Origin of the sequence: Gulosibacter sp. GYB002, assembly GCF_036577665.1 — a bacterium.
Taxonomy (GTDB): Bacteria; Actinomycetota; Actinomycetes; order Actinomycetales; family Microbacteriaceae; genus Gulosibacter; species Gulosibacter hominis.
Genome location: NZ_JARBDD010000014.1, coordinates 71,036 through 87,391 on the forward strand (window position 1 = coordinate 71,036; position 16,356 = coordinate 87,391).

The following is a 16,356-nucleotide window of genomic DNA, read 5'->3' on the forward strand; positions in this document are numbered from 1 at the left end:
AGTGCGTTGAACGCCGTTCAACTTTTTTATCAAACCATGCCGCCGATTACATTTCGGCGCACTCACCAGCTGAAGGAAACCCGCCAATGACCAGCAGCGAATCATCCCTCACCACCCATGGCACCGTCCTGGCTGACCACCTGGTCACCAACCGCTCGACGGTCGCAAACATTGCGCTGATCGGCGCCGGTGCCGCAACCGTTGCTTTGCTGGCACAGGTGGAGATTCCGATGTGGCCGGTACCCATCACCGGCCAAACGCTCGGCGTAATGCTCGTTGGTGCCACTCTGGGTGCCTGGCGCGGCGCCGCGGCGCTGCTCACCTATCTCGTCGCGGGGATTGCGGGACTGCCGGTATTTGCCGGTTTGACCGGCGGTATCGCAAGCGTTGCCAAACCTTCGTTCGGGTTCATCATCGGTTTCGTATTTGCAGCCGCGCTCATTGGCTGGCTCGCGCAACGCAACTGGGACCGTCGCCCGCTCCTCTCACTTGTCGCCTTTTTTGGGGCGAGCCTGGTGCCGTTTGTTTTTGGCGTTCCGTACATGTGGGTCGCGCTCGAACAGCTCGGCACCGACATGAACTTCGCGCTCGCAATGCAGTACGGCGTAACCCCGTTCATCATTGGTGGCATCGTGAAGTGGCTGCTCGCCGCTGCCCTGCTGCCCCTGGCCTGGCGACTCGTGCGCGCAGTCGAACGCGACGCAAACAACTAGTTCGACGTTAGGGCTCGGTATCCCACTAGGATTACACTATGAAAAGCCACAGTGAGATTGTCTTCGAAAACGATCGATTCCGCGCCACCAAGTGGACCATCCAGCCCGGTGGCACGATTCCGATGCACCGCCACGAATATGACTACGTGGTCGTTCCGCTCAGCGATAACCTGATGCACGTCACCACCGCTGACGGCGAACTCATTGAAGCGGCACTAAAACCGGGCACAGCCTACGGTCGCGATGCCGGCTCAGAGCACGAAAACGAAAACCGCGGCGACAGCGATGTCGTCTTTATCGAGGTCGAATACCTCAAGTAGCACGACCCGAGACAACACAAGAAAATGGGCGGATGCGGCACCACAAATCGGTGCCGCATCCGCCCATTTCAATGCTGGCGTTACCCCAACCGGGCTAAATATTGAACCCGAGCGCACGCATCATTTCGCGTCCGTCATCGGTGATCTTTTCGGGCCCCCACGGCGGCATCCACACCCAGTTGATCTTGAACCGTTCCACGACACCGTCCAATGCCTTGGCAATATCGTCTTCGATTACGTCGGTGAGCGGGCAACCGGCCGAGGTGAGCGTCATCGAAATAATCAGCGCATCCAGCTCGTCTTCCCAGTGCAGGTCATAAACGAGCCCGAGATCGACAATGTTGACGCCCAGCTCAGGGTCGACAACGTCTTTGATCGCCTCTTCGATTTCGTCGTATCGTGCCGGCTCTAGCGTGATCAGTGCCATCTTGTCTCCGTTCCTCAGAACCCGGATGGGCCCCGGTAGTGCGCCACGTTGACGAGCTACCGGGGCTCAGCGACTAGTTGCTGCTCGCGTCCGCGAGGTAGCGGTCGTAGCCCTCTTCTTCGAGTCGCTCAGCGAGCTCGGGGCCACCCTCTTCAACCATGCGGCCGTTGACAAACACGTGCACGAAGTCGGGCTTGATATAGCGCAGGATGCGAGTGTAGTGCGTGATCAGCAACACACCGAGGTCGGTCTCTTCCTTGGCGTTGTTGACACCCTCCGAGACGATGCGCAGGGCGTCAACGTCAAGACCCGAGTCGGTTTCGTCGAGGATGGCGAACTTCGGTTCGAGCAGACGCAGCTGCAAAATCTCGGCGCGCTTCTTCTCACCGCCCGAAAAGCCCTCGTTCACGTTGCGGGCGAGGAACTCGTCACCGATGCGGAGTTCTTCCATCGTGCCCTTGACGGTCTTCATCCACGAGCGGATCGCCGGAGCCTCGCCATCAACGGCGGTCTTGGCGGTGCGCAGGAAGTTCGACAGCGTCACGCCAGGGATCTCGACCGGGTACTGCATTGCGAGGAACAGGCCGGCCTTGGCGCGCTCATCCACCGACATTTCAAGCACGTCTTCGCCGTCGAGGGTGATCGAGCCCTCGGTCACCTCATAGCTGGGGTGACCGGCGATAGTGGCCGCGAGAGTTGATTTACCCGAACCGTTCGGACCCATGATGGCGTGAATCTCTCCCGAGTTGATGGTGAGATTCACACCGCGCAGGATTTCCTTCGGTCCCTGGTCGGTCTCGACGCTAACGTGCAGGTTTTCAATAACAAGCTGAGGCATTTATTCTTTCTCCTTGTAGATCGGAGTGGGATCAATCAAGATGTCATCGTTTTCGAGCTTGATCTCGAAAACCGGTACCGGCTCAAATGCCGGGAGGTTTTGTGGCCAGCCAGTGGTCAGCGAAAAACGTGAACCGTGTGCCCAGCACTCGAGTTCGCATCCCTCGACAAAACCTTCCGAAAGCGAGATGTCGCCATGAGTGCAGCGGTCACCGATCGCAAAGAGGTTACCGGCCGAATCCCGCACAACGGCAATGGGCCACTCGCCCACCACCACTCGTTTGGGTGTGTCGACCTGCACTTCGGATGCGGCACAGACTCGTTCGAACGCCATTACTTGCGCTCCTTCTCGGCCTGCTCGCGCTCGTAAATCGCTGCAATGGCGGCGTCTGCCACCTTGAGTTCTTCTTCGAGACGGTTCTGCACGCGCTCAGCGAGTGCTTCATCATCGAGTTGCTGCACGATCTCGTTGAGGAAGCCGTGCACCACGAGGCGTCGGGCGCTGAGCTCATCAATGCCGCGAGCCATCAGATAGAACAGGTGCTCCTCATCAAAGCGACCGGTGGCAGAGGCGTGTCCGGCACCCTCGATGTCACCGCATTCAATTTCGAGGTTGGGTACCGAGTCGGCACGGGCACCATCCGAGAGCACGAGGTTACGGTTCTGCTCGTAGCTATCGGTACCAACTGCGCCCTCACGAATAAGCACGTCACCAATCCATACGGTGCGTGCGCCGCTACCCTGCAGTGCACCCTTGTAATTGACATCAGTACGGGTGCGCTCGGCCGCGTGGTCGATGTACACCTGGTGCTCAAAGTGCTGACCGGAGTCGGCGTAGTACAAGCCGCGAACATCCGATTCGGCACCGTTTCCATCCAGGTGCACCTCTGGGTTCACGCGCACAGCGGCACCGCCGAAAGTGACGATCGAGTGGTCAATCGCCGCGGCTCGGCCGACGGTGGCGTGGTGGATACCCAGGTGCGCCGTGTCGTCATTCCACTCGTGCAGGGCAATGACCTTGAGCGAAGATTCGTCGTCGAGCACAATTTCGACGTTTTCGCTGTGCAGCGCCGAGCCCGTGTATTCGAGAATTACGGTGCCGCGGGCGTGACGTTCGGCGTGCAGCACGATGTGGCCGAGTGAACGCTTGGTGGCGTCATCACCCGAGATTCGCACGCGCACCGGCTCAGCAATTTCTTGCTCGGCGGGGATGCGCACCAGCAGACCCTGCTCGGTGCGGGCGTGTGCGATGGCTGAGGCAATGTTTTCAGGAATGAAGGCGCGGCCACGCGGAGCTTCATTGGCAGCGATCGAAGCCACCTCGACACCCTCGGGGGCGTCAACGTCATAGCTGAGCTGAGCCTGTGCCGCCTCGTCGACAAAGAGCGGCGCGAATTTGTCTACCGGTGAGTATTTCCACTCGGCGTCACGATTCGTGGGCGCACTGAAATCGGCCGGCACGAACGATTTGGGACGCTCCGAACGAGTCTGTACCGGAACAAATTTTTCAGCGTTGTGCGCCACCGGTGATTTTGCGGTCGTCATGTGGCTTAACCCACCGATCCTTCCATTGACATGTCGATCAGCTTGTTGAGTTCGAGCGCGTACTCCATGGGCAGCTCGCGGGCAATCGGTTCGATGAAGCCGCGCACGATCATCGACATCGCTTCGGTTTCTTCCAGGCCGCGACTCATGAGATAGAACAGCTGCTCTTCAGAAACCTTGGTGACAGTCGCTTCGTGACCGAGCTGTACGTCATCCACCCGAATATCGATGGCCGGGTAGGTGTCAGAACGCGAGATGGTGTCGACCAGCAGGGCGTCACAGATCACCGAGTTTGCGGAGTGATAGGCACCGTCGCCGATGCGCACCTCGCCGCGGTAGCCCGATCGCCCACCACCGCGGGCAATCGATTTCGAAACGATTGACGACTGGGTGTGCGGTGCGAGGTGAATCATCTTTGCGCCCGCATCCTGGTGCTGACCGGGTCCGGCGAACGCTACCGAGAGCGTCTCACCGCGAGCGTGTTCACCGGTGAGGTAGATCGACGGGTATTTCATGGTCACCTTCGAACCGATGTTGCCGTCAACCCACTCCATAGTGGCGCCCTCTTCAGCGATCGCGCGCTTGGTCACGAGGTTGTAGACGTTGTTCGACCAGTTCTGGATGGTGGTGTAGCGAACCCGGGCGTCCTTCTTGGCGATGATCTCGACCACTGCCGAGTGCAGCGAGTCGGTTTTGTAAATCGGCGCGGTGCAGCCCTCGATGTAGTGCACGTAGCTGCCCTCATCGGCGATGATCAGCGTGCGCTCGAACTGGCCCATGTTTTCGGTGTTAATGCGGAAGTAGGCCTGCAGCGGAATTTCTACGTGGACGCCCTTGGGCACGTACACGAACGAACCGCCCGACCACACCGCGGTGTTGAGCGCGGCGAACTTATTGTCACCGGCGGGAATCACGGTGCCGAAGTACTCTTCAAAAAACTCCGGGTGCTCGCGCAGCGCGGTATCGGTGTCCATGAAGATGACACCCTGGCGCTCGAGCTCTTCGTTGATCTGATGGTAGACCACCTCAGATTCATACTGTGCCGCAACACCGGCAACCAGGCGCTGGCGCTCGGCCTCGGGAATGCCGAGCCGTTCGTAGGTGTTTCGGATGTCCTCGGGCAGTTCTTCCCAGGTGGTCGCCTGGCGCTCCGAGGCGCGGACGAAATATTTGATGTTGTCAAAGTCGATCTCGCTGAGGTCAGCGCCCCAGCGCGGCATCGGCTTGCGATCAAACATCTTCAGGCCCGAAAGCCGGCGTTCGAGCATCCATTCGGGCTCGTTTTTAATCTCGGAAATATTCCGCACAACTGCTTCGCTGAGACCACGCTGCGCCGCAGCACCGGCCGCATCCGTGTCATGCCAACCGAACTCATAGTTTCCTAGGTCGTTCAGTTCAGGGCGGTCGATGAGCACGTCAGACATCGATAGCTCTTCCTCTCTTTGTGGTCGGTCGTCGGCGCGGTTCGGAGTTTCGAACATAGAATGAAACAACCTAGCGCGGCAAAACATTCCGCGCCCGCGTAGTGCCGCTTCCGCAGCCTCGCTTTTCCGACAGCAATACGAGTCTAGGCCACCGTTGATTACCGTTCGCAGCTGTTACCCAGCCCGCGGCCGGTCGTAATCCGGCAGCGGTGACGAGCTCCCGACCAGGAACTATGGCGATGCCTTCCGCAAAAACTCAGTCTTCCTTCCGCGACCGAATTATGCCCGTCGAGACCACGCGCTACACGCGGGTGATCACCTGGCTGAACGTCATCACCAATATCGGGATTGTCGGCACCGGCGGGCTGGTGCGACTCACCGGCTCGGGGCTGGGATGCTCGGAATGGCCCTATTGCACGCCCGAGTCGATCTTCCCCACCCCCGAGCTTGGCATCCACGGGATGATCGAATTCGGCAACCGCACCCTCACGTTCGTGCTGGTGGTGGTGGCCCTATTGGCGTTTCTCGCGGTGGTGCGCACGCCAAAGCAGCTCGCGCTACGCCGGATTCCGCTGTGGATCGGTGTGCTCATCATCGTGCAGGCCGTGGTGGGTGGAATTACCGTGTGGCTCGAACTCGATCCGCGTATCGTCGGGGTGCACTTCCTCATCTCAGCCCTCCTTGCTGCTCTCGCCGGACTGCAGCTTGCTCGCGTGCAGCGAGTGCATGAGCTTCCGGCAAACCTGGCGATCACGCGCGATCGTGGCGTGTGGTTTGTGGCGCTATTGGTGACGGTGCTGTGTTGGTTCACCGAGCTCGTTGGGGTGCTCACGACCGGGTCTGGCCCGCACGCCGGTGACGAGCTTGCAGCGCGTAACGGCCTCGACCCGGTGATTATGCACCACGTGCACGCCTGGCCGGGGTATGCGCTGCTGATCTCAATCGTGGTGCTGCGCATCCTGGTGGCCCGCGCCAAACTTGATGCCTCGCAAAAACTTACCGACACGCTCGCGGTATTTGTCATGATGCAGATTGGGTTCGGTATTTATCAGGCGCGTACCGGGCTGCCGATCCACTCGGTGGCAGTCCACATGGTGCTCGCAGTGACCGTGCTGGCAATGCTTTCAGTGCTGCTGGTAAATCTTCGACGCGAACTCAGCCAGCCAAATGAGGTGACTGAATAGCGCCGCGATCAATAGCACTCGCTGCCTGCTCACTGCTGCGGGATGCTGGTTCCGACCAGTCGCGGCAGGTGGGGATGCCCGCAAACATGCTCGCGTAATTCACCTTCATGCGATGCAATGAAGACTATGGAATTCCAGCGTGCTCACGTCCTGTCACTTCCAGAGCTGCACGCGCAGCTGTGCACGCTGCGCGACAGCTTGTATGCGGCCGAGGCAGCGGCCGTCGACCAGATCGCTGCGGTACAGCCCCAGCATCGTTCCAGCGCCCGCAATCTCGTCCACTACGTGGCAATTCGCCAGCACGATCTGCGCCCACTGCAGGTATCGCTGTCGGCCTATGGCCTCTCGAGCCTTGGCCGCACCGAATCTGAGGTGCTCTCGTGGCTGCTGACCGTCATCGAGACCGTTGCAGCCATGCTCGAAGGACGACACCGTCACGACATCTGGGGTGCGCTCGACAGTGGCGACCTTGTGCTCGAACGCAACACCATGGCGACCCTCGGTGGCGTCCACAGCAGCGCTGATCGCGACACCCGCATCATGGTGACGATGCCCTCCGAGGCCGCCGATGATGACGCCCTCGTACGCCGCATGGGTGCCGCCGGAATGGATCTCGCTCGCATCAACTGTGCCCACGATGATGAAACCGCCTGGAGCCGGATGGTGAATTCGGTGCGTGAACTCCCCGGTGATGTGCTCGTGGCAATGGACCTCGGCGGCCCCAAACTGCGCACCGGTCCCCTTGAAGCCGGCCCCAAAGTCGTCAAAGTGAAACCCACACGCAACGATCAGGGTGTGGTCACCGAACCCGCACGCGTGCGTTTTGTGCTCGAGAGTGAGGGCGTCGAAGCTGACACAACCGAAATCGAGACGGTCATCCCGGTGCGCGGCAAACTATCGGACCTGCGCGTTGGTGATCAGCTCAAGATGCGGGATGCTCGCGGCCGGCGGCGAAAACTGCAGGTTGTCGCTGCCAATGAGACTGCCGTGGTCGTCACCTTTGACCGCACGGTGTATTTCGAAACCGGTGAGCAGATCCAGCCCGGCGCGCTCGATGCGATCACGGTGGGTGAGCTTCCCGAGGTGCGTCAGCACCTGTTCGTGCTCGCCGGCGAGGAAATTCGTTTGCAGCGGGAAATGTCACCCCAGCCCGCACACACCACGCGGGTGCATCGCATCGGCTGTTCACTCGAGGCCGCGTTCAGTGATGTGCGTCCCGGCCACCGTGCACTCTTTGACGATGGCAAGATCGAGGGGCTCGTCCGCGAAGTTACACCGGATGAAATCGTCGTGGATGTCGTGCGTGCCGGTGCCGCTGGCGTCAAGCTGCGTGCTGAAAAGGGCATCAATCTGCCCGACACCACCCTGCGCATTCCGGCACTCACCGACGATGATCGCTCGCATCTGCCGTTTGTGGCGCAGCACGCAGACATGGTGAATCTCTCATTCGTGCGTTCGCGCGAAGACGTCGCCGACCTCATCCATGAACTCGAGCAGCTCGGTGCCAACCGGCTGGCGATCACCCTCAAAATCGAAACCGAGCCCGGCTTTATGGCGCTCCCCCAGATGCTCCTCGAGGCAATGCGCTGGGGCGAAGTTGGGGTGATGATCGCTCGCGGTGATCTCGCCGTCGAACTCGGCTTTGATCGCCTGGCCGAAGTGCAGGAAGAAATTCTCTGGGTTTGTGAGGCCGCTCACGTGCCGGTGATCTGGGCCACGCAGGTGCTCGACTCACTCGCTCGCACGGGCCTGCCCTCGCGGGCCGAGGTGACGGATGCGGCCATGGCACGCCGGGCCGAGGCGGTGATGTTGAACAAGGGTCCGTTCATTGTCGAAGCGATTTCGGCGCTCGACTCGATCCTCTCGCGGATGGGTGGCCATGTCGATAAAAAGCGCTCGCTAATGCGGCCACTCGCATCCTTCGACCTCAGTTAGCCGCCCGCCGGCGCCGAAATGTGGCGAACGCCGCTACCACTAGAGCTGCGCCCACAGCGAATAGCCACGGCAACAGACCCGGGCCATTGCCGGACGCATCCGGTTCATTCGCGGTGAGCGAGCGGCTCGATTCGACCGGCCACTCCCCCTGCGCCTCGCTGCCATCCGCACTCAGCGGCACCGCAATCGGCTCGCCGGTGTTTTCAACAAGCTGCTGAAATTCATCCCAGCCTGGCACTTCTTCGCTGATAGTGAGCTTCCACCCCATCGCCGCAAGCGGCAACCGCAGGCGCGCAAGCAATTCAGTATCGTCAAGCGCCTCGGGAATATCGCTCCACACCGCAAACATGCCGCCGGTGACCTCGGCATCGTCACCCGCGAGCTGTCCACCCGGAAAAACCCCGGCACCCCAATCACTGAGAATCGCTTCGCCGGTGGGATAGCGATAGCCCACCCGTTCACCGAGCACAAAATACAGGTACTCATCGTTCACATTGAGCAGCGGATTACCGTTCACGGCGAACTCGTCAATACCAGCTACGTCCGCGGGCCGCGTCGTCCAATAGGCCACCGTAATCTCCGGGTTGAGCGCCACCGAGCTGCCCTTCAGCATCCCGTCGCTCCACACGCGCACCGAGTAGCCGTGTTGCTGCAGCCGCGCATCCGCTTCGTTCACGAACTCGGTGAGCGCATCCGAGGCGTTCGCATCCGCGCCAATATTCGCCCGCGCATATTCGCTCAGTACCGCGATCTCGCTGTAGTCGGCGAAGTCGACAAATTCGTCAGCACCGAGATTCCACGGGCCCGGTTGAAAAAGCTCGGCGTATTCGTCGATCAGCTCGAACGCGAACTCGCGCGCCTGCGGATCACTGATATCGAGCGCGCCAAATACCGGCGAACCATCGGTCGCCCGCAGCTGCCATTCGGGATGCGTTTCAAGCACGTGATCGAGATGCCCCGGCATATCGAGTGACGGGGTGATGCGGATGTGCAGATCGGCCGCGTAGGCGATCAGCTCTCGGATTTCAGCTTTCGTGTAGGCATCGTCACTGACGATTTCGGGATGCGCATCGCTCGCAATTGCCCACCCTTCATTTTCTGAAAAATGCAGTTCGAGCTCGTTCAGTCCGAGCCACGACATTTGCAACAGCAGCTGCTCAATGGTCTCGACGGAATAGCGCTTGCGGGCAACATCCAGATGCACGCTGCGAGTCGGGCTTGACTGCCCCAGCTCGTAGCTGCCGTGGCTCACGCCACCATTAGCGTTCAGTGTTTGTAACAGTGCGCGGCCACCGCGAAACAGGCCAGTCGTGTCAGCGGCACTGATCGTGATGCCGCGCTCAGCGACCGTAATGGTGGCGTTGTCGTTCGGGTCGTCCTCATCGCGTCGCTCACGGTGTCCTTCATCGAGCGCGAGCACGAGCTGCGCCGCATCGGGCTGCTGTTCGACAACTTCTGGCGAGGTGTAGGTGATCGTTGGTTCGCTCGCCACGAGCCCGGCCGTGGCAAACTCGTGCGCGAGCCGGTCAGCTTCGCGAAGCGCGCCGGGTGCGACGTCATTGGCGGTTGACGACGATGTAAGCCCGGCTTGGACCACCACGATGCGCTCAAGTGCTGAGGGGTCCCAGATCCCGGTCGCCGGTTCGCTCGTCGTCACCGGCGGAATCGACGTAAATGGCATTTGGGCGGCGACTGGTGACTCGCTGCCGGTGGGTGGTGTGCTTGCGGTTGCCGCCGGTAGCGCTGCCGCGGGTAACCCGGCGTTCGATGGTAATAACAGTGCGAGTGTGGCCGCTGTCGCTACAACAGTCAGCCACACTCGCCGAAAACACATCCGCTTAGAGCCCCGGTAGTGTCAGATAGACGAACGGGTCGATACCCACCGCGAGGAATACGAGCGTCAGGTAGGTGATCGACAGATGGAACACCCGCATCGGCCGAGCTCGACCATCATCCTGCACCACATTGAAGTACAGCTTGTGCGCTTCCCAAATGAACCAGACGCCGCCAAGCAGTGCAACAGCCGTGTAAACCCAGCCCATCGGTGCCACCGGCACGAGCATCAGGCTGGCAATAACCGTGGCCCAGGCGTAGATCACCGATTGCAGTGCCACCGAGCCAACCCCCTCAGTAACCGAGAGCATCGGCACCGAAGCGCGGTCGTAGTCGTCGGCGTATTTCACCGAAAGCGGCCAGTAGTGTGCCGGGGTCCAAAGAAAAACGATCAGGAACAGGATGAGGGGTTCCCAGCTGAGCGAGTTGGTCACGGCAGCCCAGCCGATAAGCACCGGCATACATCCGGCGACACCACCCCAGATGATGTTCTGGTCGGTGCGACGCTTCAAGATCAGCGAATACAGCACGACATACAGCAGAATCGCCACCACCGACAGCACCGCGGCCAGCAGGTTCGACACCGCCCACAGCACCACTGTCGACAGCACACCGAGCGTCCAAGCAAAAATGAGCGCCTCGCGGTCGCTAACCTCACCGGTAACCAGAGGCCGCTTCGAAGTGCGCTTCATCAAGCGATCGATATCGCGGTCGATATAGCAATTGAAGGTGTTGGCACTGCCTGCCGACATGGCCCCACCCACCAGCACGCCGAGCATCAGCCACACATCGGGCAAACCGCGCTCGGCGAGAATCATCGTTGGCAGCGTGGTGATCAGCAGCAGCTCAATGATGCGCGGTTTGACGAGGGAGATGTAGGCGGCCAGTTTCCGACGCCAGGTCGGCGTCGCCACACCCGCCTTGGCGCCAGCTTGCGAGCCCGCGGGCTCGACTTGGTGGACCGAACCGGTGTGCGCACCGGCAATATTTTTGATTGACACAGACACCAATCCCTTACAAACGCGTTCACGGCATTCTACCGTCAGGCGCGCGCAGAGTCACGTAACGTCACGCGGCTGCAAAGCCGCGCCCATCCCGCAATTCACCGCACTCGCCCACATCTCGTGCGGTTTCGTCAGCGAAGAGCCACGCCTGCGCGCTAGGCTCGAAGCAAAGCCAAACGGCGCAACACCGTCGACTCGTTGAGGAGCCACCTTGAGCACTGTGAACTGGACCGAACTCGACCAGCGCGCAACCGACACCGCCCGCCTGCTCGCCGCAGACGCGGTCGAACTCGCAAAGGGTGGCCACCCCGGCACCGCGATGAGTCTCGCGCCCGTAGCTCATCTGCTCTATCAGAACGTCATGCACCATGACCCGGCCGATGACCAGTGGCTGGGACGCGACCGTTTCATCCTGTCGAACGGGCACGCCTCGCTGCTTCAGTACATCCAGCTCTACCTGGGCGGTTTTGGTCTGGAGCTCGACGATCTCAAAAACCTGCGCACCTGGGGTTCACCCACAGCCGGCCACCCCGAATATGGCCACCTCAAACATGTGGAAATGACCACCGGCCCGCTCGGCCAGGGCATCTCAACCGCAGTCGGTTTTGCAATGGCGCAGCGCTACGAACGGGGCCTGTTCGACCCCGACACCCCTGAGGGTGAGAGCCCCTTCGATCACTACACCTATGTGATCGCCGGCGACGGCTGCCTGCAAGAGGGCGTCGCCTCAGAGGCCGGTTCGATGGCCGGACACCAGCAGCTGGGCCGGCTCATCGCGATTTATGACTCGAACCGCATCTCGATCGAAGACGACACCAATATTGCTTTCACCGAGGATGTGGCCAAACGCTACGAGGCCTACGGTTGGGATGTGCGAGTGGTCGACTGGACCAACAACCACACGCGAGTCACCGAAGATGTGCCCGCGCTCGCCGAGGCGATCGAGGCCGCCAAGCAGGTCACCGACAAGCCCTCGCTGATCATCCTCAAGAACTTCATCGCATACCCGGCACCAAACCTGCAGAACACCGGCGCTTCGCACGGTGCCGCGCTCGGTGCGGATGAGATTCGCGCCACGAAAAAAATCCTTGGCTTCAACCCCGATGAAGATTTCATCGTCGAAGACGCGGTGCTGCAGTACACGCGCGGTCTTGCCGAGCGGATGCAGCCGGTGCGCGATCAGTGGCAGTCGCGTTTTGACGACTGGGCTGTCAAAAACCCCGAACGCAAGGCGCTGTTCGACCGGCTCATGGCGCACGAACTGCCCGCCGATATTGCCGAGGCGCTACCGACCTTCGAGGGTGTTGAAAAACTTTCAACCCGCAAGGCTTCGGGGCAGGTGATTAACGCGCTCGCAGCCGAACTCCCTGAACTTTGGGGTGGCTCCGCCGACCTTGCCGGTTCGAACAACACCGTCATCAAGGGCGCGAAGTCGTTTGTTCCCGCCGAGCACTCCACCTCGACCTGGACCGGTGATCTTACCGGTCGGGTGCTGCACTTTGGTGTGCGCGAACACGCCATGGGCGCGATCCTTAACGGCATCGTGCTGCACGGCCCCACCCGCCCCTTTGGCGGCACCTTCCTCATTTTCAGCGACTACATGCGCCCGGCCGTACGTCTGGCCGCGCTCATGCGGATCGCACCCATCTATGTGTGGACCCACGACTCGATCGCGCTCGGCGGTGACGGCCCGACCCACCAGCCGGTCGAAACGCTCACTTCGCTGCGTGCCATTCCGAACGTAGAGATCGTTCGGCCCGCCGACGCGGCCGAAACCGCGCAGGCGTGGCTCGAAGCCCTGCGCCGCCACACCGCGCCGGTGGGGCTCATTCTGAGCCGCCAAGACCTGCCCGTGCTGCAGCGCTGCGCCGGGGATGCGCGGGGTGACGAACTCGCGTCGGCCACGGCAACCAGCAAGGGTGGCTACATCCTCGCTGAGGCTCGCAATGGCGCTCCCGAGGTAATTCTGATCGCCACCGGTTCGGAGGTGCAGCTGGCACTCGCCGCGCGCGAGCAGCTCGAGGATGAGGGCACCGCAACCCGCGTGGTTTCGATGCCGAGTCAGGAATGGTTCGCGCAGCAGAGCGATGACTATCGTGAATCGGTACTGCCCGCCGCGGTAACCGCTCGCGTCAGTGTTGAAGCTGGTCTGGCGCTCACCTGGGCACCCTTCGTGGGCAGCCAGGGACGCTCGGTCTCTGTTGAAGACTTCGGCGCATCCGCCGACGGCAACGATCTGCTGCGCCGCTACGGCATCACCACTGAGGCTGTCGTTGCCGCCGCGCGCGAATCGATTGCGGCCGGCAAGTAGTCGCCCAGCCCGTCAGCACTCTCGTACCGACAAAAACTCCGAGGAGCCAGACCACCATGTCGAACCCCAACACCCAGGCACTCTCTGAACTCGGCGTCAGCATTTGGCTCGACGACCTCTCTCGCGAACGACTCACCTCGGGCTCACTGCAGCAGCTCATCACCGAGCGCAATGTTGTGGGCGTAACCACCAACCCGTCGATCTTCGCTGCCGCACTGCGTGACGGTGAAAGCTACGCCGAACAGGTTGCCCAGCTCGCGGCTGCCGGCACCGATGTCGACAGCGCCATCATCGAAATCACCACCGAGGATGTGCGTCGCGCCTGCGACGTGCTGCGTCCCGTTTACGACGCCACCGGCGGCATCGACGGCCGCGTTTCAATCGAGGTTTCGCCGCTGCTGGCCAATGACACCGAGGGAACTATCGCCGAGGCGAAGGCACTGTGGGAGAAGGTCGACCGCCCCAACGCCATGATCAAGATCCCGGCAACCGTCGAGGGCCTGCCGGCAATTACCGAGGCGATCGCATCCGGGATTTCGGTGAACGTCACGCTCATCTTCTCGCTCCCCCGCTACCGCGAGGTGATCAACGCCTATCTCACCGGTCTAGAACAGGCGCTCGAACGCGGCAATGATCTGCAGAGTATCCACTCGGTCGCATCGTTCTTCGTGTCGCGCGTGGATGTCGAGATCGACCGCCGGCTGGGTGAGGGCCACGAGCTGCGCGGCCGCGCCGCGCTCGCGAATGCCCGCCTTGCCTACCAGCTGTTTGAAGAAATGTTCAGCTCGGAGCGCGCCAAAGTGTTGCTCGATGCCGGAGCACAGCTGCAGCGCCCGCTGTGGGCATCCACCGGCGTGAAAGACCCGCAGCTGCCCGACACGCTCTACGTCACCGAGCTAGTCGCAAACAACACCGTCAACACCATGCCCGAAAAAACGCTCGAGGCATTCGCTGACCACGGTGAGCTACACGGTGATTCAATTCGCGACACCTACCACGACGCTAATCGACTGCTCGATCAGATCGACGCCGCCGGCATTTCCTACACCGAGGTGGTCGAGCTGCTCGAACGTGAAGGCGTTGAAAAATTCATTGTCTCGTGGCGTGAACTGCAGCAAACCGTCGCTGATCAGCTCGCCGCCGCCAAATAAGCTCACGCAAGCCCCCCGCTTAAACCCGTCGACCACCGCAGCCCGCTCTACCGAGAAAGTACCGCTCATGGCCATCAAGGTTTCTACCGCAAACGCTGCCACCAGTGCAGCTCGACGTTATCTCGATCAGCTTGTCGCCGAGCAGTTCGCTTCGCGGCTATTTGCACAGGACGCCACGCTATGGGGCGAGGCCGCGGTCGACGAATCAAGCAAACGGCTTGGCTGGACGGCGGCCCACGAAGTGTCAAAGCCGCTGGTTGCGCACATCACCGCGGCCCGCGATGAATTGCGCGCAAAAGGGGTCACGCGAATCGTGCTGTGCGGTATGGGTGGTTCGTCACTTGCACCCGAGGTAATGGCGCGCACCGCCCAAATCGAACTCGACGTGCTCGACTCAACCAATCCCGAACACGTTGCCGACGTGCTCGAATCCGACCTCGAGCACACCGCCGTCGTGGTGTCGTCAAAGTCGGGTTCGACGGTCGAGACCGACTCGCAGCGTCGCGCGTTCATCGCGGCGTTTGAGCAGCTCGGCATCGACCCGGCCGAACGCATCTGCATCGTTACCGATCCCGGCTCGCCGCTCGCACAGTGGGCGCAGGAGGCGGGCTACCGCCACTTCCTCGCCGACCCGAGCGTCGGTGGCCGGTTCTCGGCGCTCACCGCTTTCGGGCTGGTCCCCACGGGACTCGCCGGTCTGGATATTGCCGCGGTACTTGCCGACGCCGAATCCGTGGCCGCTGAACTCGCCGCCGACTCACCCGACAACCCGGGCCTCGTGCTCGCTGCCGCGCTTGCCGGCGGCGCCCCGCTCAAGACCTATGTGGGAATCGTTGAGGATGGCACCCCGATCGTCGGGTTCGGCGACTGGGCCGAACAGCTCATTGCCGAATCGACCGGTAAAGAGGGCAAGGGACTGCTACCGGTAGTGCTCGGCGCGGATGCACCAGAAATTGGGCTCCCCATTCCCGATCTGCAGGTGGTCCGGCTGGTCGCCGACGCCGCCGACACTCCCGCACAGGGCGATGAGATTGCCGTTTCGGGCACACTGGCCGAGCAAATGCTGCTGTGGGAGGTGGCGGTTGCTGTGGCCGGTCGAATTATCGGTATCAACCCCTACGACCAGCCCGATGTTGAGTCGGCAAAGGCCGCCGCGCGCGAACTGCTCGACAACACCCCCGAGCCCGAGGCAGCCGCATTTATTGATGGCGCAATCGCAGTGCGTGGCACCGAGGACGTGCTGCGAGGCGACGCATCAGTCAAGGACGCTGTCGCGGCCCTGCTCGCGCTGCTGCCCGAGGGTGGCTATGTCAGCATCCAGGCCTACGCCAACCGACTGGCCGCCGAGCTGCTCCCTCAGACCCGCGAATTGATCGCGCATCGTTCGCGTCGTCCGGTCACCTTCGGCTGGGCTCCGCGCTTCCTACACTCGACCGGTCAATTCCACAAGGGCGGACCGCGTGTGGGAGTGTTCTTGCAGATCACCACGGATGAAGACGTTGACGTTGAAATCCCCGGCCGTCCTTTCACTTTTGGTCGCCTGATTGCCGCCCAGGCAGCCGGGGATGCATCGGTGCTGGCAGCCGCGGGTATGCCGGTGCTGCGCCTGGAGCTGACCGACCCCGAGGCCGGTTCACAGCAGCTGCTCGACGCACTTCGTGATCTTTAGGGG

The 16,356-nt window shown here is 61.5% G+C and carries 14 protein-coding genes; 7 read left to right on the plus strand and 7 right to left on the minus strand.

The window, feature by feature from the left end:
- Nucleotides 1–86: 86 nt before the first annotated feature.
- Both PV375_RS08315 and PV375_RS08320 read left to right on the plus strand, forming a co-directional pair.
- Nucleotides 87–713, plus strand: coding sequence for a biotin transporter BioY (locus PV375_RS08315; protein WP_332106902.1), 627 nt, complete (start codon nt 87–89; stop codon nt 711–713).
- A gap of 38 nt (nt 714–751) precedes the next feature.
- On the plus strand, nt 752–1,033 hold the full coding sequence (locus tag PV375_RS08320) for a cupin domain-containing protein (RefSeq protein WP_201516975.1): 282 nt from the start codon (nt 752–754) through the stop codon (nt 1,031–1,033).
- Between the two features lie 94 nt (nt 1,034–1,127).
- Here PV375_RS08320 and PV375_RS08325 read toward each other — a convergent pair whose 3' ends face one another.
- From PV375_RS08325 to sufB, 5 genes are all read right to left on the minus strand, one after another.
- Nucleotides 1,128–1,460 (minus strand): metal-sulfur cluster assembly factor, encoded by a 333-nt coding sequence (locus PV375_RS08325; protein ID WP_201516974.1) that lies wholly within the window; start codon nt 1,458–1,460, stop codon nt 1,128–1,130.
- A 73-nt stretch (nt 1,461–1,533) separates the two neighbouring features.
- Nucleotides 1,534–2,298, minus strand: a complete 765-nt coding sequence (sufC, locus tag PV375_RS08330; protein WP_332106903.1) for a Fe-S cluster assembly ATPase SufC — start codon at nt 2,296–2,298, stop codon at nt 1,534–1,536.
- On the minus strand, nt 2,299–2,631 hold the full coding sequence (locus PV375_RS08335) for a non-heme iron oxygenase ferredoxin subunit (protein WP_332106904.1): 333 nt from the start codon (nt 2,629–2,631) through the stop codon (nt 2,299–2,301).
- The gene (sufD, locus tag PV375_RS08340; protein WP_332106905.1) at nt 2,631–3,842 is read right to left on the minus strand and encodes a Fe-S cluster assembly protein SufD; all 1,212 of its coding nucleotides are present in this window, start codon (nt 3,840–3,842) and stop codon (nt 2,631–2,633) included. Before sufD ends, PV375_RS08335 begins: the two co-directional genes overlap by 1 nt.
- A gap of 5 nt (nt 3,843–3,847) precedes the next feature.
- The gene (gene sufB, locus PV375_RS08345) at nt 3,848–5,266 is read right to left on the minus strand and encodes a Fe-S cluster assembly protein SufB (RefSeq protein ID WP_332106906.1); all 1,419 of its coding nucleotides are present in this window, start codon (nt 5,264–5,266) and stop codon (nt 3,848–3,850) included.
- Between the two features lie 239 nt (nt 5,267–5,505).
- Between sufB and PV375_RS08350 the strand changes: the two genes are divergently transcribed.
- Both PV375_RS08350 and PV375_RS08355 read left to right on the plus strand, forming a co-directional pair.
- Complete coding sequence (locus PV375_RS08350) at nt 5,506–6,450, plus strand: COX15/CtaA family protein (RefSeq protein ID WP_332106907.1); 945 nt, start codon at nt 5,506–5,508, stop codon at nt 6,448–6,450.
- Between the two features lie 126 nt (nt 6,451–6,576).
- Complete coding sequence (locus tag PV375_RS08355) at nt 6,577–8,385, plus strand: pyruvate kinase (protein ID WP_332106908.1); 1,809 nt, start codon at nt 6,577–6,579, stop codon at nt 8,383–8,385.
- On the opposite strand, the gene PV375_RS08360 is transcribed toward PV375_RS08355, so the two are convergent.
- Nucleotides 8,378–10,042, minus strand: a complete 1,665-nt coding sequence (locus PV375_RS08360; protein WP_332106909.1) for a family 20 glycosylhydrolase — start codon at nt 10,040–10,042, stop codon at nt 8,378–8,380. The two genes, PV375_RS08355 and PV375_RS08360, sit on opposite strands and share 8 nt — an antisense overlap.
- 181 nt (nt 10,043–10,223) lie before the next feature.
- Complete coding sequence (locus PV375_RS08365; RefSeq protein WP_332107102.1) at nt 10,224–11,132, minus strand: heme o synthase; 909 nt, start codon at nt 11,130–11,132, stop codon at nt 10,224–10,226.
- A 301-nt stretch (nt 11,133–11,433) separates the two neighbouring features.
- On the opposite strand from PV375_RS08365, the gene tkt reads away from it, so the two are divergent.
- From tkt to PV375_RS08380, 3 genes are all read left to right on the plus strand, one after another.
- Entirely contained in the window at nt 11,434–13,533 is a 2,100-nt protein-coding gene (tkt, locus tag PV375_RS08370) for a transketolase (RefSeq protein ID WP_332106910.1), read from the plus strand.
- A 56-nt stretch (nt 13,534–13,589) separates the two neighbouring features.
- The gene (gene tal / locus PV375_RS08375; RefSeq protein WP_332106911.1) at nt 13,590–14,684 is read left to right on the plus strand and encodes a transaldolase; all 1,095 of its coding nucleotides are present in this window, start codon (nt 13,590–13,592) and stop codon (nt 14,682–14,684) included.
- A gap of 67 nt (nt 14,685–14,751) precedes the next feature.
- Complete coding sequence (locus PV375_RS08380) at nt 14,752–16,353, plus strand: glucose-6-phosphate isomerase (RefSeq protein WP_332106912.1); 1,602 nt, start codon at nt 14,752–14,754, stop codon at nt 16,351–16,353.
- Nucleotides 16,354–16,356: the final 3 nt, after the last annotated feature.